Source organism: Streptomyces griseoaurantiacus (assembly GCF_036189845.1).
Lineage (GTDB): Bacteria > Actinomycetota > Actinomycetes > Streptomycetales > Streptomycetaceae > Streptomyces > Streptomyces griseoaurantiacus.
This window is the reverse complement of record NZ_CP108326.1, coordinates 5,539,688-5,564,244: the sequence shown is the minus strand read 5'-3', so window position 1 is coordinate 5,564,244 and position 24,557 is coordinate 5,539,688. Positions and strand designations below refer to the sequence as shown.

The 24,557-nt window shown below is 73.2% G+C and carries 24 protein-coding genes; 12 read left to right on the top strand and 12 right to left on the bottom strand.

Annotated elements, in window-relative coordinates; all coding sequences use genetic code 11:
- Positions 1-106: 106 nt before the first annotated feature.
- Positions 107-1,105, top strand: a complete 999-nt coding sequence (locus tag OHB09_RS24780; RefSeq protein WP_040896457.1) for a TAXI family TRAP transporter solute-binding subunit — start codon at positions 107-109, stop codon at positions 1,103-1,105.
- 48 nt (positions 1,106-1,153) lie between these two features.
- Here OHB09_RS24780 and OHB09_RS24775 read toward each other — a convergent pair whose 3' ends face one another.
- Positions 1,154-2,569, bottom strand: coding sequence for a sensor histidine kinase (locus OHB09_RS24775; RefSeq protein WP_006142567.1), 1,416 nt, complete (start codon positions 2,567-2,569; stop codon positions 1,154-1,156).
- 9 nt (positions 2,570-2,578) lie between these two features.
- Complete coding sequence (locus tag OHB09_RS24770; RefSeq protein WP_006142566.1) at positions 2,579-3,265, bottom strand: response regulator transcription factor; 687 nt, start codon at positions 3,263-3,265, stop codon at positions 2,579-2,581.
- Positions 3,266-3,595: 330 nt separating this feature from the next.
- On the opposite strand from OHB09_RS24770, the gene OHB09_RS24765 reads away from it, so the two are divergent.
- The 8 genes from OHB09_RS24765 to OHB09_RS24735 all read left to right on the top strand — a co-directional run bounded on the left by OHB09_RS24765 (position 3,596) and on the right by OHB09_RS24735 (position 10,518).
- Positions 3,596-4,372 (top strand): amino acid ABC transporter ATP-binding protein, encoded by a 777-nt coding sequence (locus OHB09_RS24765; protein WP_006142564.1) that lies wholly within the window; start codon positions 3,596-3,598, stop codon positions 4,370-4,372.
- Between the two features lie 260 nt (positions 4,373-4,632).
- Positions 4,633-5,469, top strand: coding sequence for a glutamate ABC transporter substrate-binding protein (locus OHB09_RS24760; protein ID WP_191852099.1), 837 nt, complete (start codon positions 4,633-4,635; stop codon positions 5,467-5,469).
- 143 nt (positions 5,470-5,612) lie between these two features.
- Positions 5,613-6,281 (top strand): amino acid ABC transporter permease, encoded by a 669-nt coding sequence (locus OHB09_RS24755; RefSeq protein ID WP_191852100.1) that lies wholly within the window; start codon positions 5,613-5,615, stop codon positions 6,279-6,281.
- Positions 6,278-7,210, top strand: coding sequence for an amino acid ABC transporter permease (locus OHB09_RS24750; protein ID WP_234527358.1), 933 nt, complete (start codon positions 6,278-6,280; stop codon positions 7,208-7,210). The genes OHB09_RS24755 and OHB09_RS24750 overlap by 4 nt, the downstream gene beginning before the upstream one ends.
- A gap of 241 nt (positions 7,211-7,451) precedes the next feature.
- Positions 7,452-9,188 (top strand): FAD-dependent monooxygenase, encoded by a 1,737-nt coding sequence (locus tag OHB09_RS24745; protein ID WP_328923055.1) that lies wholly within the window; start codon positions 7,452-7,454, stop codon positions 9,186-9,188.
- Positions 9,189-9,268: 80 nt separating this feature from the next.
- On the top strand, positions 9,269-9,355 hold the full coding sequence (locus tag OHB09_RS33340; protein WP_367478593.1) for a putative leader peptide: 87 nt from the start codon (positions 9,269-9,271) through the stop codon (positions 9,353-9,355).
- A 129-nt stretch (positions 9,356-9,484) separates the two neighbouring features.
- Positions 9,485-10,060 (top strand): cupin domain-containing protein, encoded by a 576-nt coding sequence (locus tag OHB09_RS24740; RefSeq protein WP_191852102.1) that lies wholly within the window; start codon positions 9,485-9,487, stop codon positions 10,058-10,060.
- Positions 10,051-10,518, top strand: coding sequence for a rhodanese-like domain-containing protein (locus OHB09_RS24735; protein WP_167795174.1), 468 nt, complete (start codon positions 10,051-10,053; stop codon positions 10,516-10,518). Before OHB09_RS24740 ends, OHB09_RS24735 begins: the two co-directional genes overlap by 10 nt.
- Positions 10,519-10,673: 155 nt before the next feature.
- Here the strand turns inward: OHB09_RS24735 and recX are convergent, their stop codons facing one another.
- From recX to OHB09_RS24720, 3 genes are all read right to left on the bottom strand, one after another.
- Positions 10,674-11,486 (bottom strand): recombination regulator RecX, encoded by an 813-nt coding sequence (gene recX / locus OHB09_RS24730; protein WP_191852104.1) that lies wholly within the window; start codon positions 11,484-11,486, stop codon positions 10,674-10,676.
- A 6-nt stretch (positions 11,487-11,492) separates the two neighbouring features.
- A complete protein-coding gene (recA, locus tag OHB09_RS24725) occupies positions 11,493-12,614 on the bottom strand; it encodes a recombinase RecA (protein ID WP_191852105.1) in 1,122 nt (373 codons plus the stop codon).
- Positions 12,615-12,825: 211 nt separating this feature from the next.
- Positions 12,826-13,005, bottom strand: coding sequence for a hypothetical protein (locus OHB09_RS24720; protein ID WP_328922539.1), 180 nt, complete (start codon positions 13,003-13,005; stop codon positions 12,826-12,828).
- Positions 13,006-13,144: 139 nt separating this feature from the next.
- Here OHB09_RS24720 and OHB09_RS24715 point away from each other — a divergent pair, with 139 nt between their 5' ends.
- Positions 13,145-13,921, top strand: a complete 777-nt coding sequence (locus OHB09_RS24715) for a hypothetical protein (RefSeq protein WP_093600079.1) — start codon at positions 13,145-13,147, stop codon at positions 13,919-13,921.
- 48 nt (positions 13,922-13,969) lie between these two features.
- Here OHB09_RS24715 and OHB09_RS24710 read toward each other — a convergent pair whose 3' ends face one another.
- The 5 genes from OHB09_RS24710 to OHB09_RS24690 all read right to left on the bottom strand — a co-directional run bounded on the left by OHB09_RS24710 (position 13,970) and on the right by OHB09_RS24690 (position 17,514).
- Entirely contained in the window at positions 13,970-15,217 is a 1,248-nt protein-coding gene (locus tag OHB09_RS24710; RefSeq protein WP_191852106.1) for an AI-2E family transporter, read from the bottom strand.
- Between the two features lie 121 nt (positions 15,218-15,338).
- Positions 15,339-15,533, bottom strand: a complete 195-nt coding sequence (locus OHB09_RS24705; protein WP_006142551.1) for a DUF3046 domain-containing protein — start codon at positions 15,531-15,533, stop codon at positions 15,339-15,341.
- 52 nt (positions 15,534-15,585) lie between these two features.
- Positions 15,586-15,894 carry an AzlD domain-containing protein gene (locus OHB09_RS24700; protein ID WP_006142550.1) on the bottom strand — a complete coding sequence of 103 codons (309 nt, stop codon included), beginning with the start codon at positions 15,892-15,894 and terminating at the stop codon, positions 15,586-15,588.
- A complete protein-coding gene (locus OHB09_RS24695) occupies positions 15,891-16,652 on the bottom strand; it encodes an AzlC family ABC transporter permease (RefSeq protein WP_167795023.1) in 762 nt (253 codons plus the stop codon). Before OHB09_RS24695 ends, OHB09_RS24700 begins: the two co-directional genes overlap by 4 nt.
- Positions 16,653-16,662: 10 nt before the next feature.
- Positions 16,663-17,514, bottom strand: a complete 852-nt coding sequence (locus OHB09_RS24690; protein WP_328922538.1) for an AraC family transcriptional regulator — start codon at positions 17,512-17,514, stop codon at positions 16,663-16,665.
- Positions 17,515-17,641: 127 nt separating this feature from the next.
- Between OHB09_RS24690 and OHB09_RS24685 the strand changes: the two genes are divergently transcribed.
- Together OHB09_RS24685 and OHB09_RS24680 are read left to right on the top strand one after the other, a co-directional pair.
- Positions 17,642-22,522, top strand: a complete 4,881-nt coding sequence (locus OHB09_RS24685; RefSeq protein ID WP_328922537.1) for an ATP-dependent helicase — start codon at positions 17,642-17,644, stop codon at positions 22,520-22,522.
- 209 nt (positions 22,523-22,731) lie between these two features.
- Complete coding sequence (locus OHB09_RS24680) at positions 22,732-23,559, top strand: Fpg/Nei family DNA glycosylase (RefSeq protein ID WP_328922536.1); 828 nt, start codon at positions 22,732-22,734, stop codon at positions 23,557-23,559.
- Here OHB09_RS24680 and OHB09_RS24675 read toward each other — a convergent pair.
- The gene (locus OHB09_RS24675) at positions 23,543-23,848 is read right to left on the bottom strand and encodes a hypothetical protein (RefSeq protein ID WP_328922535.1); all 306 of its coding nucleotides are present in this window, start codon (positions 23,846-23,848) and stop codon (positions 23,543-23,545) included. The genes OHB09_RS24680 and OHB09_RS24675 overlap by 17 nt on opposite strands.
- Before the next feature lie 307 nt (positions 23,849-24,155).
- A complete protein-coding gene (locus tag OHB09_RS24670) occupies positions 24,156-24,533 on the bottom strand; it encodes a helix-turn-helix domain-containing protein (RefSeq protein ID WP_006142544.1) in 378 nt (125 codons plus the stop codon).
- Positions 24,534-24,557: the final 24 nt, after the last annotated feature.

Sequence of the window (24,557 nt, the reverse complement as noted above, 5' to 3'; positions counted from 1 at the left end):
ACCGCGCCCGTCACCGCCCTCCGACGGGCCTCGTGGGCCCGCTCCCGGTGCGGCGCGTGCGGACCGCCCTGGCCGACGCGGCCTTCCTGCTGGCAGGATCGCCCGCATGTTCACAGGTCTCGCCGGGCTCGGCCGGCGCCGGATGCTGTACGCGGCGGGGGCCGTGCTTCTCGTGCTCGGGCTGCTGCTGTGGTGGCTGCTGCCACTGGGGGGCACCTCGCCCAGCGGCACGATCAGGGTCAGTACCGGCTCGCCCACCGGCGTCTACCAGAAGTACGGCGTCCTGCTCCAGCGCGAGGTCGCCCAGCAGATGCCGCAGCTCGACATGCGCCTCGTGAACAGCGACGGTTCGCAGGAGAACGTCCGCCGGGTGGCCACCGGGAAGGCGGACTTCACCATCGCCGCGGCCGACGCCGTGGAGGAGTACAAGCTGGCGAACCGGCAGGGCGCGGACGCCCTGCGCGGCTGCGCCCGGCTGTACGACGACTACGTGCACCTCGTCGTGGCGCGCTCCAGCGGCATACGGTCCGTGGCCGATCTCAAGGGGCACCGGGTCGCGGTCGGGGAGTCCGGCTCCGGGGTGCGGCTGATAGCGGACCATGTCCTGGCCGCGGCCGGGCTCGATCCGCGGCGCGACATCACGCCGCTGCCCAAGGGCATCGGTGACGCGCCCCGGCTGCTCCAGGAGCGGGGGGTGGACGCGTTCTTCTGGTCGGGCGGGCTGCCCACCGCCGCCCTGACGCAGCTCTCCAGGCGCTTCCCGGTACGGCTGGTGCCGATCGGCACGGATCTGGTGCGCAGGCTGCACGCGCAGGGCGGCGCCTCCCGCTACTACCGGGCCGCGGTGATGCCGGCCGACGCCTACCCCGACGCCCAGCACGGCAACGCGGTGCCCACCCTCGCGGTGGCGAACCTGCTGGTGACCCGCGCGAGTGCGGGCGCGGACCTGACCGAGCAGCTCACCCGCACGGTGATCGACAGCCGGGACCGCATCGGGCGCAAGGTGCACGCGGCGCAGCGGGTGGACCTGCGCACCGCGATCTACACCGATCCGCTGCCGCTGCACGAGGGCGCCCGCCGGTACTACAGGTCCGTGAAGCCGTAGCGGAGGCCGGGGAGACAGCGCGGGACGCGGAAGGGCCCCGGCGGCCCGTCACGCCCCCCGCTGCACGTGCGTCCGCGGCACCGTCACCGTCACGGTCAGGCCGTGCGGGGCGTGGTGGGCGTACGCGATGGTGCCGCCGCCGGCCGACAGCAGGGCGTGGCAGATCGACAGGCCGAGTCCGGAACCCTTGATGTTCTGGTGTGCGGTGCTGCGCCAGAAACGGTCGCCGATCCGGCCGAGTTCCTCGTCGGTGAGGCCCGGGCCGAGGTCGTGGACGACGATGCTCGCGGTCTCGCGCTCGGCGGTCACCTCCACCTCCACGCGCTCCCCTTCGGGGGTGAACTTCAGCGCGTTGTCGATGACGGCGTCCAGCGCACTGGACAGGGCCACGGGATCGGCCCAGGCCGTGGTGGCCGGGCACTGTCCCTCCAGCCGGACGCCCTTGGCGTGGGCGACCGGCTCCCAGGCCGCGACGCGCTCGGCGGTCAGCGCCCCGACGTCGGTGAGCCGGAGCTGCGCCTCGGCGTGTTCCGCGAGCGCCAGGTCCAGCAGGTCGTCGAGGACATGCGCGAGCCGCTTGCCCTCGGTGCGCACGGAGGCGATCTCCTCGTTGCCCTCGGGCAGTTCGAGGGCGAGCAGTTCGATCCGCAGCAGGAGTGCCGAGAGGGGGTTGCGGAGCTGGTGGGAGGCGTCGGCGACGAAGGCGCGCTGCTGTTCCAGCACGCTCTGGACGTTGTCGGCCATCTCGTTGAACGAGCGGGCCAGGCGCCTGAGTTCGGGCGGTCCGCCGGCCGCCGCGACCCGGGACTTCAGCCGCCCGGTGGCGATGTCGTGCGTGGTGGCGTCCAGGACCCGCACCGGCCGCAGCACCCAGCCGGCCAGCCGCAGCGCGGCGCCCACGGCGAGCAGCATCGCGGCGAACTCACCGGCGAAGAGGACCACCCAGCCGTGCAGGATCCGGGAGCGCATCTGCCCGGTGGGCGAGTCGGTGACGACGACGGCGACGACGTCGCCGTCGCGGATGACCGGGGAGGCCACGAAGAGGGAGCTGTGCTGCCAGGGCCAGACCTGCTGGGGGTCGTGGCTGCGGCGGCCGGCGAGGGCCTCGTCGAAGGCGGCGCGGCCCTCGCCCTCCTCGGGCACCTCCCAGTCGCCGGGAGCGCGGGCCATGGGGCACTCGTCACGGTAGAAGACGCCGCCGTTGATGCCGTAGACCTCGTGGTAGGTGGCGAGCTCCTTCTGGAGGGTCGCGCCGCGCTCATCGCTCTCGGCGAGCGTGGCGCAGCCCGCGGGCCGGTCGGTGACGAACTGGGCGAGCGCGGCGAAGCGCGCGGTGTCGTCGATCCGGTCGACGACGACCTTCTGCTGTTCCCCGGCGGCCAGGCTGACCGCGAGCGGGATGCCGAGCGCGAGCAGGACCGCCGCCATGAGGACGATGAGCAGCGGCAGGAGACGTGCGTGCACGCGGCCCCGCTAGGCGGCCGGGGCGACGAGCCGGTACCCGACGCCGCGCACGGTCTCGATCAGCGCGGGCATGCGCAGTTTGGAACGCAGCGAGGCCACGTGCACCTCCAGGGTGCGTCCGGTGCCCTCCCAGCTGGTCTGCCAGACCTCGCTGATGATCTGCTCGCGGCGGAAGACGACACCGGGACGCTGTGCGAGCAGCGCGAGCAGGTCGAACTCCTTGCGGGTGAGCTGAACCGGCGTGCCGTCCACCCGGACCTGCCGGGTGGGCAGCTCGATGTGCACGGCGCCGAGGCGCAGCGCGGTCTCCACGTTCCCGGTGTCGTCCGTGTGCGGGGTGCGCCGGCTGACGGCGTGGATACGGGCGAGCAGCTCGCCGGTGTCGTAGGGCTTCACGACGTAGTCGTCGGCGCCGAGGTTGAGGCCGTGGATGCGGGAGCGCACGTCGGAGCGGGCGGTCACCATGATCACGGGGGTGCTGGTGCGCTTGCGGATCTTGCCGCACACCTCGTAGCCGTCCTGGTCGGGCAGGCCCAGGTCGAGGAGGACGACGTCGAAGCCGGCGCTCTCGGGGACGAGCGCGCGCAGCGCCTCCTCGCCGCTGCGGGCGTGGGTGACCTCGAAGCCGTGCCGGGCCAGTACGGCGGACAGGGCGGCGGCCACGTGGTTGTCGTCCTCGACGAGGAGCAGTCTCATCCGGTGGCGCCCTCCGGTCCCTCGGTGGTCTTGCGGCTGCGTCTACGGTGGTGCACGGGCGTACGGACGCGCGGACGCCGTGGTCACGCGGACACGAGGCCGTGCCGTGTGCACATGGAAGTGACGCCGATGACGCGGGACCCCGTCAAGAGTGATCGGGCCGGGGGCGGCTTCTGTTATCCACCCGGTACGGGCCCGGCACGCTCCTATGACGGCACGCGACCGAACGATATCCGATCGTGATGCTCAACCTTCCCTCAGATGTGCTGACGGTCACTTTCCTGGCTGATTACTGTCCTCCGAAACCGAGGAGGACGGAGCCAGTCAGCAATGACCGAAGTAGCAGTTGCCAAGAACAGTACGGCCTCGACCAGTGACCTTGTGGTCCTGAAAAGCGTCAACAAGCACTTCGGCGCCCTTCACGTGCTCCAGGACATCGAACTGACCATCACCCGCGGCGAGGTCGTCGTGGTGATCGGGCCCTCCGGGTCCGGCAAGTCGACCCTGTGCCGCACCATCAACCGTCTGGAGACGATCGACTCCGGCGAGATCACCATCGACGGCAAGCCGCTGCCCCAGGAGGGGCGGGAGCTGGCCCGGCTGCGCGCCGACGTGGGCATGGTCTTCCAGTCGTTCAACCTCTTCGCCCACAAGACGGTGCTGGAGAACGTGACCCTGGGCCAGCTCAAGGTCCGCAAGGCGGACAAGAAGCAGGCCGAGGAGAAGGCGCGCGCCCTTCTCGACCGCGTCGGGGTGGGCACCCAGGCGGACAAGTACCCCGCGCAGCTCTCCGGCGGCCAGCAGCAGCGTGTCGCCATCGCCCGGGCGCTGGCGATGGACCCCAAGGTCATGCTGTTCGACGAGCCGACCTCTGCGCTCGACCCCGAGATGATCAACGAGGTCCTCGAGGTCATGCAGCAGCTCGCCCAGGAGGGCATGACGATGGTCGTCGTCACCCACGAGATGGGCTTCGCACGCTCGGCGGCCAACCGCGTGGTGTTCATGGCGGACGGCCGGATCGTCGAGGAGGCGACCCCGGACCAGTTCTTCAGCAACCCGCGCAGCGACCGCGCGAAGGACTTCCTGTCGAAGATCCTGCACCACTGATCCACTGAACCACTGCTCCACGCCGGCCCGCCCGGCCGGTCGTCCCCGCTTCACGGCACCCCGCCGCCCGCACCGGCTCGTGCCTCCTTCCCCCCCCCCCCCCCCCCGCAACACCTTCGTACCGCGCGGGACGGCCCCGGAGACGTCCGGGCAGCTCCCCCGCACACAGACTTCCGTACCGGCACCAGCACCCGCTGGGCGCACCGCACCCGCACCGCCGGCCTCGGCACACCGCTTTTCACGAGTCAAAGGACACACACATGAACTTCCGCAAGATCACCGCCGCCTCGGCCGCCGTGCTCGCGCTCGCCGTCACCGCCACCGCCTGCGGTTCGGACGACAAGGACAGCGGCTCCTCCGGTGGCGGCGACAAGGTCAAGGTCGGCATCAAGTTCGACCAGCCCGGTCTCGGCCTGAAGAAGCCGGACGGAAGCTACGCCGGCTTCGACGTCGACGTCGCCAAGTACGTGGCCAAGGAGCTCGGCTACGACGAGAAGAACATCGAGTTCAAGGAGACGCCGAGCGCCGACCGCGAGAACGCGCTGCAGCGCGGCGACGTCGACTACATCGTCGCCTCCTACTCGATCACCGACGAGCGCAAGGCGAAGGTCGACTTCGCCGGCCCCTACCTGCTCGCCCACCAGGACCTGCTGATCCGCGCGGACGACAACATCGCCAAGGGCGCCGACCTCAACGGCAAGAAGCTGTGTTCGGTGACCGGTTCGACCTCCGCGCAGAACGTCAAGAAGAGCATCGCTCCGAAGGCCCAGCTGCGGAAGTACGGCACCTACTCCGAGTGCCTCGACGGACTGACCAGCGGCGCCGTCGACGCCGTCACCACCGACGACTCGATCCTCGCCGGCTACGCCTCGCAGGACCAGTACAAGGGCAAGGTCAAGCTGGCCGGTCTGAAGCTCAGCAACGAGAACTACGGCATCGGTGTCAAGAAGGGCGACACCAAGATGACCGACAAGATCAACAAGGCGCTCGAGAAGATGGCTTCCGACGGTGCCTGGGAGAAGGCCGTGAAGGACAACTTCGGCCCGGCGAACTACAAGAACGAGCCCGCCCCGAAGATCGGCAACATCGTCAAGTAGGCACTCGTCCTGCGGCAACCGGTACGGCGAGCAGGCCGGCGTGAAAACGGCAGGTGAGCCAGTACGCATGATGTGCCGCGCCCGCAGCGCGCGGGCGCGGCACATCCCGACATCCCTCGGCACTCGTGGAAGCGCGGGAGATCGTGTTCGATTTTCTTGAAGGCTACGACGTCCTCGCGGCGTTCTGGGTGACGGTGAAGCTGACCCTCTTCTCCGCCATCGGCTCGCTGGTATGGGGCACCCTGCTCGCCGGTATGCGGGTCAGTCCCGTCCCGCTCATGCGCGGCTTCGGTACGTTCTATGTGAACACCGTCCGCAACATCCCCCTCACCGTCATCATCGTGTTCTCGTCCCTGGGCCTGGCCGACGTCTTCGGCATGACCCTGGGCGCGTCGGACGACTTCGACGCCCTGTCCTTCCGGCTCTCCATCCTCGGTCTGAGCGCCTACACCGCGGCCTTCGTCTGCGAGGCGCTGCGGTCCGGCATCAACACCGTGCCGATGGGACAGGCGGAAGCGGCCCGGGCCCTGGGGCTGAGCTTCACCCAGGTCCTGCGGATGATCGTGCTCCCCCAGGCGTTCCGCGCGGTCATCGTGCCGCTCGCCAACGTCCTGATCGCCCTGACCAAGAACACCACGGTCGCGGCGGCCATCGGCGTGGGCGAGGCCGCCCTGCTGATGAAGGAGATGATCGAGAACGAGGCCGCGACGGTCCTCATCGCGTTCATCTTCGCCCTCGGCTTCGTGGTCCTCACGCTGCCGATGGGTCTGATCCTCGGTTGGCTCGGCAAGCGCCTGGCGGTGAAGCGATGAGTTCCGTCCTGTACGACACGCCCGGTCCCCGGGCCAAGCAGCGCAACATCCTGTACACCGTCGCCTTCGTGGTCCTCCTGGGCCTGCTGCTGTGGTGGGTCTACCAGCAGATGGACGACGCCGGGCAGATGGCCTGGGCCAAGTGGAAGCCGTTCACGCTCTCGACGACGTGGACGACGTACCTGCTGCCCGGTCTCGGTGAGACCCTCAAGGCCGCGGCCCTGGCCATGGTGATCTCACTTCCGCTGGGCGCCCTCTTCGGCATCGCGCGGCTCTCCGACCACAGGTGGGTCCGGGTGCCGGCCGGGGTGATCGTGGAGTTCTTCCGCTCCATCCCCGTGCTGCTGATGATGGTCTTCGCCAACCAGGTCTACGTGCAGTCCACGGACCTCAGCAGTGAGACCCGCCCGCTCTACGCGGTCGTCACCGGCCTGGTGCTGTACAACGCCTCGGTGCTCGCGGAGATCGTCCGCGCGGGCATCCTGTCGCTGCCCAAGGGCCAGAGCGAGGCCTCGCACGCGATCGGTCTGCGCAAGTCGCAGACCATGACGTCGATCCTGCTGCCGCAGGCGGTCACGGTGATGCTGCCGGCGATCGTCAGCCAACTCGTCGTCATCGTGAAGGACACCGCGCTCGGTGGCGCGATGCTGAACTTCACCGATCTGCTCAACGCCCGCAAGACGGAGGCGGCGTTCTACGCCAACGTCATCCCCAGCTTCGTCGTGGTGGGGCTGATCTACATCCTGCTCAACCTGGCCCTCACCACCTTCGCGGGCTGGCTGGAGCGGAGGCTGCGGCGCAGCAAGCGCGGCACCGGCACGGTGCTGAGTGCCGAGGACGTCGAGGACCTGAACTCGACCGACATCGGTGCCGTGGTCGGCGCCGGGGCCGGGGCCGGTGGTCCCGCCGACGACGTCGGCAAGAGGTGACGAGCGGTCACCTTCCGTGAACGAGGCCCGCCGGGGAACCGGCGGGCCTCGTCGCGCGTTTGCACGGTGGCTCTGACCCACTTGGCGGGCACGTCCGAACCCGCGATGATCAAGGCCGACTCGGTCGCTTGACGCGGACAGCGGCAATGGGTTGCATACGTTCTGTGATCGTGCACCCCGCTCCACCTGCCTGTTCCCGTCCGTTCCCGAGGACTTCGTCATGGGCGGGGGGCGCCGCGTCGTGGACCCGGTGATCATCGTCGGTGCGGGGCCCGTGGGGCTGACGCTGGCACTCGCGCTGGCCCGCCAGGAGGTCCCCTCCGTGGTCCTCGACGACGGCCCGGGCAAGGACGAGCCCCGGCTCGCCCGCACCGCCGTGCTGCGCGAGGACACCACCGCTCTCGTCGAACGGCTGACCGGTGCACCGCTCGACGGGGCGGGCGTCCACTGGACCGGCTGGCGGTCCATGCGGCGCAGGCAGGTGGTGCGTCACCTGGTGTTCGACGGCGCGGCGGGCGAGGCGCTCGGCGGCGGCGACGGGAGCGGCGGCTACGGCCTCGGCGCGAGCGGCGGTTCCGTTCCCGGCGCGGGAGGCGCGGGCACCGGGCGCGGGAGTGCGGCCGAGGGAGCCGTCGGCCCCGAGGGCGCGGACGCCGGTCCCGCGCCCCTGCACATCGCCCAGCACGTCCTGACCGGCCTCCTGCGGGCGGCCCTCGCCCGGGAACCGCTGGTGAAGGTCGCGGTGGAGAGCCGGCTCGACGGTGTCGAACAGGACTCCTCCGGGGTCACCGCCCACACACGAGGACCCAAGGGCACCTGGTGGCGCGGGAGTTACCTGGTCGGCTGCGACGGTCCCCGTTCCACGGTCCGCAAGCTCCAGGACATCCGCTTCCCGGGCCGCACGGCCGTCGAACGGTACGCCGTCGCCGCCCTGCGCACCGAACTTCCCTGGGACGGCGAGGCGTTGCTGCACCGTCTGCCGCCGTGGCGCACCTCGGGCCCCTCGGCCGGCGAGGTCACCGCACGGCCGCTCCCCGAGGGGGTGTGGCGGCTGGACTGGCTGCTGCCCCCCGGCAAGGACCTCGTGACACCGGAACTGCTCGTCGGCCGCGTCCGCGAGACCCTCACCGGCTGGACGGGGAACACGACACCGGCGTACGAACTCCTGGACACCGGCGTGCACACCGTGCACCACCGGCTCGCACGCCGCTGGCGCGCCGGCCGCGTCTTCCTGGCGGGCGACTCCGCGCACCTCCTCGGCGCGCTCGGCACGCAGGGGCTGGACGAGGGGCTGCGGGACACGGACAACCTCGCCTGGAAGCTGGCGGCGGTCTGGCACCAGCCGCAGGGCGGGCGGGACGCCCTGCTCGACAGCTACCAGGAGGAACGGCGCGCGGTGGTCTCCGCCCGGCTGCGCGCCGCCGACCAGATGCTGCCGGTGGTGCGCGGCGGACGCGGCCTGCGCTCCTACGTCCCCGGATCGGCGCGCGGCCACGACACGCTCCTCGCCGAGGGCCACCTGGGGCAGGGCCCGCTGGGAGGTCCCGGCACGTACGCCGAATCGCCCCTGGCCGCGCCCGAGGAGGAGGCGACGGTGCCGGTGGCCACCCCGCCGGGGGCGCCGGTGGCCGACGTCACGGTGACGGCGGAGGACGGCACGTTCGTGCGGCTGCGGGACCGGCTGGGACGCGGGGCGCTGCTGGTGGTGCTGGTCGCCCCGGGCACCGGGGTGTGGGCGCGGCGGCACTGGATGTCGGCCGGGATCATGCCCCGGCTCGCGGCGGCCGTGACGGCGCTGCCCCACCCCGCGGAGCTGCTGGTCACGGAGGGCTACCCGGGCGCCGCCCCCCACACGGTCCTGCTGATCCGCCCGGACGGCCACCTGGTCACCGCCCAGGCGGGCGTCCACCCCGCCGCGCTGTACACGGCCACGGCGGCGGCACTGGCGGCGCGGGAACCCACCGCGTACACCTCCTGACGGCGGGGGTGCAACACGCCCGAAACAACACTCCCGCCCCGGAATTGACCACTCGCCGCCCCCGTGGTCTACTCCCGACCATGACCGACACCTGCGTACACCTCTGGCGGAGGGTCCACATGGACCTCGTCCGCTACGCAGGCTGCGTATGTAGCCCGTCCTGCTGAACCCCTTTTCCCCGGCCGGTCTTTCCGGCCCCCAGGTTCATCTCCGGCTCTCCGCCCCCGCGCACGCATGCCCATGTACGGCCGCCGCGTGGCGCGGAGAAGCCACGGACGACTCAGGACGGTCTCCCGATGTCTGCAACGCCTTCCGCGACCCCTTACGTTTCCGCCGGCCACGACGGCTCCGCCCACCCCGCCGATGGCCGGCCCGGCACCGCCCCCACCCAGGCCGAACTCCTCGACTTCGTCCGCCGCACCGCCGCCGACGCGGAGCTTGTCGATTCCCTCCCGCTCGACCCGGAGGGCCGGACCTGGATCCGTCTCGACGGCCCCGGCGGCAGCGAGGCCTGGCTGATCGGCTGGCCCCCCGGCACCGGCACCGGCTGGCACGACCACGCCGATTCGGTCGGCGCCTTCCTCACCGCTCGCGGCGAACTGAAGGAGCACGCGCTCGCCGCCCGGCTGCCCACCGACGGCTGGAAGACCCTCGAACTGACAGAGGGCGTCGACCGGGAGCGCCGGCTGCCGGCGGGCGAGGGCCGCGCCTTCGGCCGCCACCACGTGCACGAGGTGCTCAACGAGTCCATCGAGGCGCACGCCGTCTCCGTGCACGCCTACTACCCGCCCCTGCCGCGCATCCGCCGCTACTCCCGCTCGGGCCACGTACTGCGCCTGGAGCAGGTCGAGAGCCCGGAGGACTGGCAGTGACCTCTCGCCCCGGACCCCACCGCCCCCGACCTCCGCGGAGCGTGGAGGAGTTGCTGGAACAGGTCCGCGCCGGGCTCGACCGCCTCGGGCCCCGGCAGGCCCACGAGGCGGCGCGGAACGAGGGCGCCCTGCTGGTGGACATCCGGTACGCCGCCCTGCGCGACCGCGACGGCCTCATCCCGGGCGCCGCCGTGGTCGAGCGCAACGAACTGGAGTGGCGCCTCGACCCGAACGGCAGCCACCGCATCCCCGAGGTCACCGGCCACGACCTGCGGGTGATCGTCGTGTGCAACGAGGGGTACGCCTCCAGCCTGGCCGCCGCGTCGCTGCGGCAACTGGGCCTGCACCGGGCCACCGACCTGACGGGCGGCTTCCAGGCGTGGCGCGCCGAGGGCCTGCCGGTGACGTTCGAGCCGGGACGTCCCCCGACGGCGCCGATGCCCCCCACGTCCGGCTGAGGCGGAACGGCCTTTGGTCCCTCCGGTGCCCGCGCTCGGTCCCACCACGAGAGGGACCGGGACAGGCGGGTGCCGGTGGGGCGGGCCGGGCGGCCGGCGAGGGGAGACGCCGGGCCGGAACCCGCGGCAGCGGGCCTCCCTCGCCTCAATCCCCCTCAATCCCCCTCGAACCCCAGATCCTCCGTGTCCTCCCCCTCCTCCTCCAGCGCCCGCCGGACCACTCGCAGGGCCATGCCCTCGGGATAGCCCTTGCGGGCCAGCATCCCGGCGAGGCGGCGCAGCCGCTTCTCGCGGTCGAGCCCGCGCGTCGCCCGGAGCTTGCGGGCGACCAGTTCCCGCGCCGTCTCCTCCTCCTGCTCGGCGTCGAGCTGCCCCACGGCCTCGTCGATCAGCGTCGGGTCGACGCCCTTCGTCCGCAGCTCCCGGGCGAGCGCCCGCCGGGCCAGCCCCCGGCCGTGGTGCCGGGACTCCACCCAGGCGTCCGCGAACGCCCCGTCGTCGATCAGACCGACCTCGGCGAACCGGTCGAGCACGCCCTGGGCCACGTCGTCCGGGATCTCCCGTTTGCGCAGGGCGTCCGCGAGCTGCTTCCGCGTGCGCGGGGTCCCGGTGAGCAGGCGCAGGCATATCGCCCGCGCCCGCTCCACCGGGTCCCCCGGGTGCTCCTCCTGCTCGGCCCTCGACGAGGCGGAGGAGCCCCCGTCCTGTGCGGCGCCGGTTCCCTCACCGAAACCGCGCCGCCGTCCTCGGCCCCGTCCCGCGTACGCGCCCCCGGCGCGGCGTGCGCCGCCGCGCCGCGTGCCGCCCTCGCCGGTCCCGTCCCCCGGCCCCCCGTAGGCGCCGTACGGGCGCTCCTCGCGTCCCCCGTCTCCTTCCGCGCCGGCCCGGCCACCGGCGTCACCGCTCCCCCGACCGGAGGGGGCGGGGGGCTCGTGGGTGTGCTCGGCCCACTCGGTGCGTCGTGTCATGCTCCGCTACTTCGCCGCCGCGGCCTTCGCCTTGGTGGCCTTGGCCGCCGGTGCGGGCACCGCCTTGGCGTCCGCCGCGGGAGCCGCCGCGGCCGCGTCCGCGCCCGGCTCGGCGGGGGCGGGCTCCGCCGGACGGACACCGACGCCCAGCTTCTCCTTGATCTTCCTCTCGATCTCGTTGGCGAGGTCGGGGTTGTCCTTCAGGAAGTTGCGGGCGTTCTCCTTGCCCTGGCCGAGCTGGTCGCCCTCGTACGTGTACCAGGCGCCGGCCTTACGGACGAAGCCGTGCTCCACGCCCATGTCGATCAGGCCGCCCTCGCGGCTGATGCCGTGGCCGTAGAGGATGTCGAACTCGGCCTGCTTGAAGGGCGGCGCGACCTTGTTCTTGACGACCTTGCAGCGAGTGCGGTTGCCGACCGCGTCCGTGCCGTCCTTCAGCGTCTCGATGCGGCGGATGTCGATGCGCACCGAAGCGTAGAACTTCAGCGCCCGGCCACCGGTCGTGGTCTCGGGTGAGCCGAACATCACACCGATCTTCTCGCGGAGCTGGTTGATGAAGATGGCGGTGGTCTTGGACTGGTTGAGCGCGCTGGTGATCTTCCGCAGGGCCTGGCTCATCAGACGGGCCTGCAGACCCACGTGGCTGTCGCCCATCTCGCCCTCGATCTCCGCGCGCGGGACGAGCGCGGCGACGGAGTCGATGACGATGAGGTCGAGGGCGCCGGAGCGGACCAGCATGTCCACGATCTCCAGGGCCTGCTCGCCGTTGTCCGGCTGGGAGAGGATCAGGTTGTCGATGTCGACGCCCAGCTTCTTCGCGTACTCGGGGTCGAGCGCGTGCTCGGCGTCCACGAACGCGACCTGGCCGCCGGCCTTCTGCGCGTTCGCCACGGCGTGCAGGGTGAGGGTCGTCTTGCCGGAGGACTCCGGGCCGTAGATCTCCACCACTCGGCCGCGCGGCAGGCCACCGACGCCGAGGGCCACGTCCAGCGCGGTGGATCCGGTCGGGATGACCTCGATGGGCTCGTTCGTCCGGTCACCCATGCGCATGACCGCGCCCTTGCCGAATTGCCGTTCAATCTGTGCGAGCGCGGCGTCGAGCGCCTTCTCGCGGTCGGTTCCTGCCATGGGTTCCACCCGGTTCGTTTGTGTCGATCGCTTCACGTCAAAGACGCTAACGCCTGCCACTGACAATGCGCCTCGACGCCCTCCGGCCTGTGGATAACTCGGGCACTTCGCCGCGAATCACACGGACGTTCCCTCCACCGAGCGTTCCGCCGGAACTCCCATATGAACGGATGTTCGATTTTCGTGTCAAGCGTGCCACGCGGCACCGGTGTCACGTCGGTGCCGTGCCGGTGCCCCCGTCAGCCGGAGGCCACTCCTCGGGCTGCCGGGCCACTCCTCCGCCGCCGCGGCCTCGCTCGGGGCCCAGGCCGTACGCGCCCGGCCGTCCGAGCAGCTCACGGCGGGAGGCCCGGACGAGGCGCCCTCCGGTGAAGCGCTCGTCGTCGGTCACCGCCGCCACGCACAGGGCCTCGGCCGGCGGCGGGAACTCGATCCACGGCGGGGCGGCCTCCCCTCTACTCCACCGGACGTACGGTCGCCGCCTTCGGCCGGAGGACGACGGGGCGGCGTCCCGCCACGAGGCTGGTGGCATGGCAATCCTCGAGTCCAGCGGCCGGACCGCCGCCGTCGCCCCACGCCCCGTCGAGCGCCTCTGCTACGCGATCGGCGCCCTGCTCGTCCTGTCGGGGCTGGCGCACCTGGCGGTGTTCGCCGTCGACGGCGGCCCCTGGTACGGCCCGGTCTCCTGGCGCAAGCCCGTCACCTTCGGGCTGTCCTTCGGCCTGACCCTGGCCGCGCTCACCTGGGTCACCTCATGGGTGCGCCTCGGTGTCCGGGCCCGTACCGTCCTGCTCGCCGTCCTCGCCGTCGACTGCGTGGTGGAGGTGGCCGGGATCACGCTCCAGGCGTGGCGCCGGGTGCCCTCGCACCTCAACATGGAGACCCCTTTCGACACGGCGGTCGCCATGTCCCTCGCGGTGGGCGGCGGTGTTCTGGTCGCCGTCCTGTCGGCCTTCGCCCTGGCCGCCTTCCGGCACCGCCCGTCCGGACCGGAGGGCATGGCCCCCGCCGTGCGCGCGGGCTTCGCGCTCCTCCTCGTGGCCCTGCTCTCCGGCGCCGCGATGATCGCCCACGGCGTCCTGCTGACCCGCACGGGACACCAGGAGGCGGCCTACCGGTCGACCGCCCCGCTCAAGCCGCTGCACGGGGTCGGCCTGCACGCGGTGCTGGTGCTGCCGGCCGTGGCCCGGCTGCTGTCCCGCACCACGTGGAGCGCCACGGTGCGGCGCCGCACCGTGGGCGCGGCGATCGCCTGCTGCACGGTGGCCGTCCTGGCGGCGGGGCTGTGGGCGCTCGTCAGCCCCTGACCACCCCGCCGAGACCGCGGACCCCTTGGCCGCGCCGAGGGCGCGCGGTCAGGCCTCTCCCCGAGGTCCGGTTCCCCGCCTGGCCGCCCAGAGCCGGCGCAACCCCCGGGAGACCCCGCCCGGCGGACGCCGGTTGCGGTGCCCGTGGACGCGCGGGTCGTCCGTGACGTCGTACCGCTTCACATAGGCCCCCAGGAACGCCTGGAGCGTGGCGATCGCCGGGATGGCGACCAGCGCGCCGACGGCGCCGAGCAGGGCGGTGCCCGCGATGACCGAGCCGAACGCGACGGCGGGGTGGATGTCCACGGACCGCGCGGTCAGCTTCGGCTGCAGCATGTAGTTCTCGAACTGCTGGTACACCACCACGAACCCCAGCACCCACAGCGCGTACCAGGGGTCGACGGTGAACGCGATCAGCATGGGCAGGGCGCCCGCCAGGTACGTGCCGATGGTCGGGATGAACTGCGAGACGAGGCCGACCCAGACGGCGAGCACGGGCGCGTAGGGGATCTCCAGGGCCTGCAGCAGGACGTAGTGCGCCGCGCCCGAGATCAGTGCCATGAGGCCGCGCGAGTACAGGTAGCCGCCGGTCTTGTCGACCGCTATCTCCCAGGCGCGCAGCACCTCCGCCTGCCGGGCCGGCGGCAGCACCGAGCACAGGCCACGCCGCAGCCGGGGCCCGTCGGCCGCGAAGTAGAACGAGAACAGGGTGATCGTCAGCAGTCTGAACAGGCCGCCCAGCACCTGCGCGGAGACGTCCAGCACGCCGGTGGCGCTGTTCTGCACGTACTTCCGCAGCCAGTCGGAGTGCACCAGGTTGTTCTGGACGTCGACCCGTCTGAGCTCGGTGTGGAAGGTCGTGTTCGTCCACTGGATGAGCGAGTCCAGGTATTCCGGGAAGCCCTCGATGATCTTGATGATCTGCCCGGCGAGCATCGAGCCCAGCAGGGCGACGAACCCCGCGGTCAGGAGCAGCAGACAGAGGAAGACCAGGAAGGTGGCCAGTCCCCGGCGCAGGCCGTGGGAGGCCATCCAACTCACCGCGGGCTCTATGGCGAGCGCGAGGAAGAACGCGATCAGAATGTTGATCAGCAGTCCCGTGAGCTGGTGGAAGGCCCAGCTGCCGAGCTGGAAGGCGGCGATCAGGGCCAGCGCCAGCACCATCGCCCGGGGCAGCCAGCGCGGCATGCGGGCGGGACGCCCGGCCGCGCCCTCGGGCGGGGGTCCGGGCGGCCGGGGCGGGTCGGCCGGCGCCGGGTGCGGGGGGACCTGCGCGGTCTCGTCAGTCGGGGCCACGGGGCAAGTCTCGCCTACTCCACCGACAACCCGGTCACCGCCCGTCCCTGACGTGACCCGGGACACACCGCACGGCGCCGGGGAAGGGCGCGAGCCGCCGGTTTCGCCCGCCGGGCGGGGCTCAGCGCCGCTCCTGCGGGACGTCCATGGCGGTGCACACCACGCGCCACACGTCCTTGGCGTCCCAGCCCGCGTCCAGCGCCTCGTGGACCGTGCGGCCGCCGAGTTCCGTCATCACGTGGTCGCGCGCGAAGGTGTCGGCGTAGCCCGCACCGAAGTGCTCCGACATCCGCTGCCAGAAAACCGTCAACCGCATGGCACCAGTATCCCGCTCCCGGGGAGCGCCCCGGCAGGGCTCCCGGGCCGGGTCAGCCCGTCATCGCCCGCACCCCCGCCGTGACGACCACCGCGGCGGCGATCACCAGCAGGAAGGGGGCGCGCAGCACCAGGGCGACCGCTGCCGCGGCGAGCCCGGCCGCGCGGGCGTCCAGGACGAGCGCACGGCCGTCGGCGAAGGTCTGCTGGGCCGTGAGGGCGGCCAGCAGGGCGACGGGCAGCAGGGCGGCCAGCCGCCGCACGAGGGGCCGCTCCAGGACCCCCTGGGGCACCAGCAGACCGGCGAGCTTGACGACATAGGCGCCGACCGCGGTCGCCGCGATCGCGAACCAGACGGTCACCGCTCCTCCCCTCCCGGCCGTGCGGCCTTCCGCCGGCCCTTCAGGAAGAGCACCAGCGGGGCGGCGAGCGCCGCGGCCAGCACCGGTACGCCGGCGGGCAGGACGGGCAGCAGCCCGAGCCCCAGCAGTACGGCGAGGCCGGCCACGACGCGCTCGGTGGTGGTTCGCAGCATGGGGGCGAGCAGCGCGAGGAAGACGGCCGGACCCGCGGCGTCGAGTCCCCACGCGTCGGTGTCGCCGATCGCCTCCGCGCCCAGGGCGCCGAGCAGCGTGGTCAGGTTCCACAGCACGTAGAGGCTGAGGCCGGTGACCGTGAAGCCGAGCCGGGCGGCCCGCCGGGAGGGCTGGGCGAGCGAGACGGCGGTCGTCTCGTCGATGACCCAGTGGGCGGCGAACGGACGCACCACGCGGGGCAACGCCAGCAATTGCGAGAGCCGCAGCCCGTAGAAGGCGTTGCGCACGCCGAGGAAGAAGGCCCCGGCGGCGGCGGTGAGCGGGTTGCTCCCGGCCGCGAGGGCGCCCACCAGGGCGAACTGGGAGGCTCCGGTGAACACCAGGAGGCTGAGTACGCAGGTCTGCGCGAGGGTCAGGCCGCTGCCGGCCGAGGTCACTCCGAAGGCGAACCCGGAGAGTCCGACGGCGATCCCGACGCCCAGGGCGTCCCGAACCACGGCCGCGTCGGGCTTCCCGTCCGCCTCCGCCGCCGTCGCCCCCGCCGTCCCCGCTCCTTCGTCCGCGAAAGCTGTCTGTTCTGCCACCCGTCCCACGCTACGAAGCGCGCGGCCTGGAATCTTGTATGTTCTTGCGCTCCCGCCGGTACGCCCCCGGCGGAACCCCGACGATCCGGGTGAAGTGCCGGCCGAGGTGCGGCTGGTCGGTGAAGCCGACGGCGACGGCCGCCTCGGCGGGCGGGACACCGGCGTCCAGCAGCCGGCGGGCCGCGCGCACCCGCGCGTCGGTGAGCCAGGTGTGCGGCGGCATCCCATAGGCCTCGCGGAAGGCCCGCAGCAGCGCGAAGGGACCCGTTCCCAGCTCGGCGGCGAGTCTGTCCAGGCTCGGCGGCTCGGCCATCCGCTCCTCCAGCACGGCACGCGCGCGTGCCGCCAGCCGGGCGCCCGCCGTCCGCACGGTCCGCCGCGGCAGGGTTCCGCCGTTCCGCCGGAGCAGGCGCGTCACGGCAACCCGCAGCAGGGTGTCGGCGGCCAGCGGGTTGCCCTCCTCGGCCGCGCGCAGCACCTCGTGGACCAGTCCGGCCGCGTAGGGGTCGTGCAGCACGGGGCTGACGAAGCCGGGGGTGCCGCGGAGCGCGGTCGTCTCCGCGGCGATGTCCGCCACGAGGTCCGGCGAGGGGTAGACGGCGCCGTACCGCCAGCCCTCGGGCACTCCGGCGCGGCCGGTGTGCGGGGTGTCGGGGTTGACCAGGGCGAGCGCGCCGCTGCCCGCGTACTGGTCGCTGCCGCCGTGGTGGAAGACCTCGACGCCGGAGGAGATCGCGGCGATGACGAACTCCTCGTGGGTGTGGCGCACGAACCGCTTCTCCACGTATCGGGCGCGCAGCAGGTCGACGCCCGGCAGTTCCTCGTACCGCCAGTGCCGTGCCCGCTCCTCGCCACCCGCCATGCCTCCATTGTCCGCCGTGCGCCGGACACCGCGCGCGCCCCGGGTGGGGGGCGGCCCCCGGCCGACCCGGTGGCGGCCGAAGCCGCAGGTCACGCGCATTGTCAGTGGGGCAGGGCACCATGGACCCATGGTCAGCTCCGCCCATCGAGCCCTGGACGGCTTCTCGCCCGCGACCCGCGGCTGGTTCACGGGGGCGTTCCCCGCGCCCACCTCGGCCCAGGCCGGCGCGTGGCAGGCCCTCGCGCAGGGTTCGGACGTCCTCGTCGTCGCCCCCACCGGCTCCGGCAAGACGCTGGCCGCCTTCCTCGCCGCGCTCGACCAGCTCGCCTCCGCCCCGCCCCCGGCCGAACCCCGCAAGCGCTGCCGGGTGCTGTACGTCTCCCCGCTGAAGGCCCTCGCGGTCGACGTCGAGCGCAATCTCCGCAGCCCTCTGACCGGCATCCGGCACGAGGCGCTGCGGCTCGGCCTGCCCGAGCCGGAGGTCAAGGTCGGCATCCGCTCCGGCGACACCCCGGCCGCCGAACGCCGCGCCCTGGCGACGCGCCCGCCGGACATCCTGATCACCACCCCCGAGTCGCTGTTCCTGATGCTCACCTCCGCCACGCGGGACGCCCTGACCGGCGTGGAGACGGTGATCCTGGACGAGGTGCACGCGGTCGCGGGCACCAAGCGCGGCGCACACCTCGCGCTGTCCCTGGAGCGGCTGGACGAACTGCTGCCGCGCCCCGCCCGCCGCATCGGCCTGTCGGCCACCGTCCGCCCGGTGGACGAGGTGGCGCGCTTCCTCTCGCCGCACCGCAAGGTGGAGATCGTCCAGCCGGAGTCCGGCAAGGAGTTCGACCTGTCGGTCGTCGTCCCCGTCGAGGACCTCGCCGAGCTGGGCGGCTCCCCCGTGGCCGAGGGCAACGAGGGCGCCGAACGCCCCTCCATCTGGCCGCACGTGGAGGAGCGCATCACCGACCTGGTGCAGGCGCACCGCTCGACGATCGTCTTCGCCAACTCGCGCCGCCTCGCCGAGCGCCTGTGCAACCGGCTCAACGAGATCGCCTACGAACGCGCCACCGGCGAGCCCCTGGACGAACACCACTCCCCCGCCGAGCTGATGGGCAACTCCGGCGCGGCCCAGGGAGCGCCCCCGGTCCTCGCGCGCGCCCACCACGGCTCGGTCTCCAAGGAGCAGCGCGCTCTGGTGGAGGAGGACCTCAAGGCGGGCCGGCTGCCCGCGGTGGTGGCCACCTCGAGCCTGGAACTGGGCATCGACATGGGCGCGGTGGACCTCGTGATCCAGGTGGAGTCGCCGCCCTCGGTGGCCTCCGGGCTGCAGCGCGTGGGCCGCGCCGGCCACCAGGTGGGCGCGGTCTCCACCGGCGTGGTCTTCCCCAAGTACCGGGGCGACCTGGTGCAGGCGGCGGTGGTCACCGAACGGATGCGCACGGGCTCCATCGAGTCGCTGCGCGTCCCCGCCAACCCGCTGGACGTGCTCGCGCAGCAGCTCGTCGCCATGGTGGCGCTGGACACCTGGCAGGTCGACGACCTGCTGGCCCTGGTCCGCCGCGCGGCCCCCTTCGCCTCGCTGCCGGAATCGGCGTTCACGGCGGTCCTGGACATGCTCGCGGGCCGCTATCCCTCGGACGCCTTCGCCGAACTGCGCCCCCGCGTGGTGTGGGACCGCGTGGCGGGCACCGTCACCGGCCGCCCCGGCGCCCAGCGCCTGGCCGTCACCTCCGGGGGCACGATCCCGGACCGCGGACTCTTCGGCGTCTTCCTCGCCGGAGCCGATCCCAAGAAGGGCGGCGGCCGGGTCGGCGAACTCGACGAGGAGATGGTCTACGAGTCGCGGATCGGCGACGTGTTCACGCTCGGCACGAGTTCCTGGCGCATCGAGGACATCACCCGCGACCGGGTCCTGGTCTCCCCCGCCCCCGGCGTCCCGGGCCGGTTGCCGTTCTGGAAGGGCGACCAGCTGGGCCGGCCACTGGAACTGGGCCGCGCGCTGGGCGCGTTCCTGCGCGAGGTGAGCGCGCTGTCCGAGGAGGACGCCCGGTTGCGGCTGCTGACGGCGGGACTCGACGCCTGGGCGGCCGACAACGTGCTCTCCTACCTCGCGGAGCAGCGCGAGGCCTGCGGTCACGTCCCGGACGACCGCACGATCGTCGTGGAGCGGTTCCGCGACGAGCTGGGCGACTGGCGGGTCGTGGTGCACTCCCCCTTCGGGGCGCAGGTCCACGCCCCCTGGGCGCTCGCGCTCGGCGCCCGGCTCTCCGAGCGGTACGGCATGGACGCCCAGGTCATGCACGCCGACGACGGCATCGTGCTGCGCCTGCCCGACGCCGATCTGATGGGCCTGGACCTGCTGGACGGGGAACCCTCGGCGACCGGCACGGCCCACGAGGCCGATCAGGCCCCCGTGGGCGCCTCGGACGTCCTGTTCGACAAGGGCGAGGTGGACCAGGTCGTCACCGACCAGGTCGGCGGCTCCGCCCTCTTCGCCTCCCGGTTCCGCGAGTGCGCCGCCCGCGCGCTGCTGCTGCCGCGCCGCAGCCCCGGCCGGCGCACCCCCCTGTGGCAGCAGCGTCAACGCGCGGCCCAACTGCTGCAGGTGGCGAGCGAATACGGATCGTTCCCGATCGTCCTGGAGGCGGTCCGCGAATGCCTCCAGGACGTGTTCGACGTCCCCGGGCTCACCGAACTCATGGGCGACATCGAGTCCCGCAAGGTGCGCCTGGTCGAGGTGACCACCCCGGAGCCCTCCCCCTTCGCGCGCTCCCTGCTGTTCGGCTACGTCGCCCAGTTCCTCTACGAGGGGGACTCTCCGCTCGCCGAACGGCGCGCCGCCGCCCTGTCGCTGGACTCCCGGCTGCTGGCCGAACTGCTCGGCCAGGCCGAGCTGCGCGAACTCCTCGACGCGGAGGTGCTCACCGAGCTGGAGCGGGAGCTGCGGTGGCTCACCGAGGACCGCCGCGTCAAGGACGCCGAGGGCGTCGCCGACCTGCTGCGGCTGCTGGGCCCGCTCACCGACGCGGAACTCGCCGAGCGGGGCGCCGCCCCCGGATGGGCCCCCGAACTGGCCGCGTCCCGGCGGGCCATCCGGGTGCGCATCGGCGGCGCCGAGCACTGGGCCGCGGTGGAGGACGCCGGCCGGCTGCGCGACGCGCTCGGCACCGCGCTGCCCGTGGGCGTGCCCGAGGCGTTCACCGAGCCGGTGAAGGACCCCCTCGGTGACCTCCTCGCCCGCTACGCCCGCACCCACGGCCCGTTCACCTCGGCCGCGGCCGCCGCCCGCTTCGGCCTGGGCACCGCCGTCACCGAGGGCGCGCTGCAGCGGCTGGCGGCGAGCGGCCGGGTCGTGCAGGGCGAGTTCCACCCGGCGGGCATCGGCCAGGAGTGGTGCGACGCGACGGTGCTGCGCCGGCTGCGGCGCCGCTCGCTGGCCGCGCTGCGGCACGAGCTGGAGCCGGTGCCGCCCGCCGCGCTGGCGCAGTTCCTGCCGCAGTGGCAGCACGTCGGCGGCGGGCACGGCCTGCGCGGTATCGACGGACTGGTGCGCGCCATCGAGCAGTTGCAGGGGGCGTCCGTGCCGGCGTCCGCCCTGGAGAAGCTCGTCCTGCCCTCCCGCGTCGCCGGTTACGCGCCCGCGATGCTCGACGAACTGACCGCCGCGGGCGAGGTGGTGTGGGCCGGCGCGGGCGCCCTGCCCGGCAAGGACGGCTGGGTCTCCCTCTACCTGGCCGACGCGGCTCCCCTGCTGCTGCCCCCACCCCACCCCGTCGAGCTGTCCGCGCTCCACCAGTCGGTGCTCGACACGCTCTCCGGCGGCTACGGCCTGTTCTTCCGTCAGATCGCCGACCAGGTCCGCGCCACCACCCACCCCGAGGCCACCGACCCCCAACTGGCCGACGCGATCTGGGACCTGGCCTGGTCGGGGCGGCTCACCAACGACACGCTGGCACCGATGCGCTCCCTCCTCGGTTCCGGCCGCACCGCGGGCTCCACGGCACACCGCGCCAAGCGCTCCGTCCCGCGCGGACGGTACGGCTCCCTGACAGCCTCCGCACGCCCCCAGTCGCGCACGGGCCCGCCCACGGTCGCGGGCCGCTGGTCGCTGCTCCCCTCACCGGAGGCGGACCCCACCGTGCGTGCCCACGCGCTCGCCCGCACCCTCCTCGACCGGCACGGGGTGGTGACCCGGGGCGCGGTCGGCGCCGAGGGCGTCGAGGGCGGCTTCTCCGCGGTGTACCGCGTCCTGTCCGCCTTCGAGGACAGCGGCCAGGCCCGCCGCGGCTATGTGGTCGAGGGGCTCGGCGCGGCACAGTTCGCGATGGACGGCGCGGTGGACCGGCTGCGCGCGGTCGCCAACGCCCGCGAACGCGGCGGAACACCACCCGTCCCAACGGGCGCGGCCACCGGCTCGGTCGCCGGTGAGGGCTTCCTCGACGCCTTCGACACCCCCTACGACGGCGAGGGCGACGCGGGCGGGCCGGTGGACACGGACGATCCCTGGTCCGCCCCCGGCTACGGCGGCCCGCGCTCCGGCACGGGCGGCGGCGGTCCGGCACGGCAGCCGGGTCCCCCCGGTTCCCCGCCCGGCCACGGGCGCGGCCGCTCCGCCGGCGGCCGGAGCCGGGCGGTCGTCCTGGCCGCGGCGGATCCGGCGAACGCCTTCGGCGCGGCACTGTCCTGGCCCGAGCCGCCGGAGGGCGCCGGGCACAAGCCGGGCCGGAAGGCCGGTTCCCTGGTGGTCCTGGTCGACGGCGAGCTGACGCTCTACATGGAGCGCGGGGGAAAGACCCTCCTCGCCTGGCCCGCGGCACCGGACACCGCGCCACGGGACGACCCCCGTCTGCCCGCCGCCGCGGAGGCGCTGTCCGCCGCCGCCCGCGCCGGCTCCCTCGGCACCCTCACCGTCGAACGCATCAACGGCGTCGCCGCCCTCACGTCTGACTGGGGCACCCTGCTGGAGACCTCGGGCTTCGTGGCCACCCCGAGGGGCCTGCGCATCAGAGCCTGAGGCGACCGCGGAGACACCCGGCGGCGAGCCCGTGCCTCCTCGGGTGCGGGCGGAGCAGCCCCGCCCGGGCGCGGGCCCGGCCCACGGGGTACGGCGCCCCCCGAGGTCGAAGGGGGCGAAGCCCCCGGTGGACGGACCCCCGATGGGGGCAAGGGCAGGGGCGGGGAGGGCGGTCCCCCTCCCGCCCGCCACCGTGTCACCCTGTACCCATGCCCGAAGGCGACACCGTCCATCAGGCCGCGGCCCGACTGCACACCGCCCTCGCGGGCAGGCGGCTGACCCGGTTCGACCTCCGCGTCCCCCGGTTCGCCACCTCCGACCTCACCGGCCACACCGTCCTGGACGTCACCCCCCGCGGCAAGCACCTGCTCACCCGCATCGAGGGCGGCTACACCCTCCACTCCCATCTGCGCATGGACGGCGCGTGGAAGCTGTACGCGCCCGGCAAGCGCTGGACCGGCGGCCCCGCCCACCAGATCCGCGCGATCCTCGGCACCGAGGAGCGCACGGCCGTCGGCTACCGCCTGCCCGTCCTCGAGCTTCTGCGCACCGAGGACGAGTCCCGCGCGGTGGGCCATCTGGGCCCGGACCTGCTCAGCCCCGACTGGGACCCGGACACGGCCCTCGCCCACCTCCTGCGCGAGCCCACGCGCCCCCTCGGCGAGGCCCTGCTCGACCAGCGCAATCTCGCCGGCATCGGCAATGTCTTCAAGAGCGAGCTGTGCTTCCTGCTGCGGGCCACCCCCTGGCTCCCGCTGGGCGAGCTGCCCCCCGGTCACCTCGCCGCGCTGCCCGCGCTCGCGCGGAAGGTCCTGGAGGCCAACCGCGAGCGCCCCGTCCGCAACACCACCGGCCGCCGCGAGCAGCCCCTGTTCGTGTACGGCCGCGCGGGACGGCCCTGTCTGCGCTGCGGCACCCGCATCCGGCTGGCCGACCAGGGCGACGGCTCCCGCGAGCGCCCCACGTACTGGTGCCCCGTGTGCCAATCGGGCCCGGCGCCCGCCCCCGCTCCCCGTACGGTCACTCGGCGCTCGTAGAGGGTCCTGCCTCCCCCTCGGCCGTGCGGCGGCCCGGCTCCCCCTCGTCACGCCGCCGCACGGCCGATGCCCAGCCTCCGCCACCGCCAGGGTTCCCCCCATCGGTCCGGCCCGCCACGCGGGCCTTCGGCACACAGTGCACCGGCAGCAGGCTGAGCCCCCACCCCCCGGTGGCGACCGCCCCCTCCAGCAGTCCCGGTTCGGGTGCCAGGACGAGCCGCAGCAGTCCCCACCACCACAGCCCGCCGAGCGCCAGCGCCACCCCCCAGCGCGCCGCGCGCCCGGTCATGGCCGCCACCTGCCGCCAGACGCTAGCCGCCCGTCACACGGGAGGGGGAGGGCGCACCGACGGCACACGGGCGCACCGTCACGGCCGGTCGTGCCGTCACCGCACACCCGCGGTGCGCGCACGGCACCTCCCGCACCGGTCGGGTCCGTCCGGATCATCCCTCCACCTTGACCGCCCCGCCGTACCCCGGCAAACGCACCCGCGCGCCGGGCGGCCGAGCGCCATGGCATGCGAAAACCCCGGTGGGGAGTTCCGTACTAAACCGGAACTCCCCACCGGGGCTCGTCATGTCGCGCGGGACAGCGCGTCAGGCGGCGACCACGTCCACCGCTTCGCTGGGTGCCTTGATCGTGACCCGTTCCGGCGGGACGCCGGCGACGGACACGGAATTGAGCATGGGACGACGCACCGGAGCGGGCACCGGTTCGGTGACCGCGGCCGACGCCGCCAGCTCGGCGAGCGCGAGTTCGTCACTCACCTCGCGCATCAACTCGGACATCCGTACGTCCAACGCGTCGCAGATCGCGGAGAGCAGTTCGGAGGAAGCCTCCTTCTGCCCCCGCTCCACCTCGGAGAGATAACCGAGCGAGACTCGGGCGGAGGAGGAGACTTCGCGCAGAGTACGGCCCTGGCGCTGGCGCTGCCGACGCAGCACGTCACCCAGTAGGCGACGGAGCAGAATCATCGGTGGCTCCCTCCTCGGACCGCG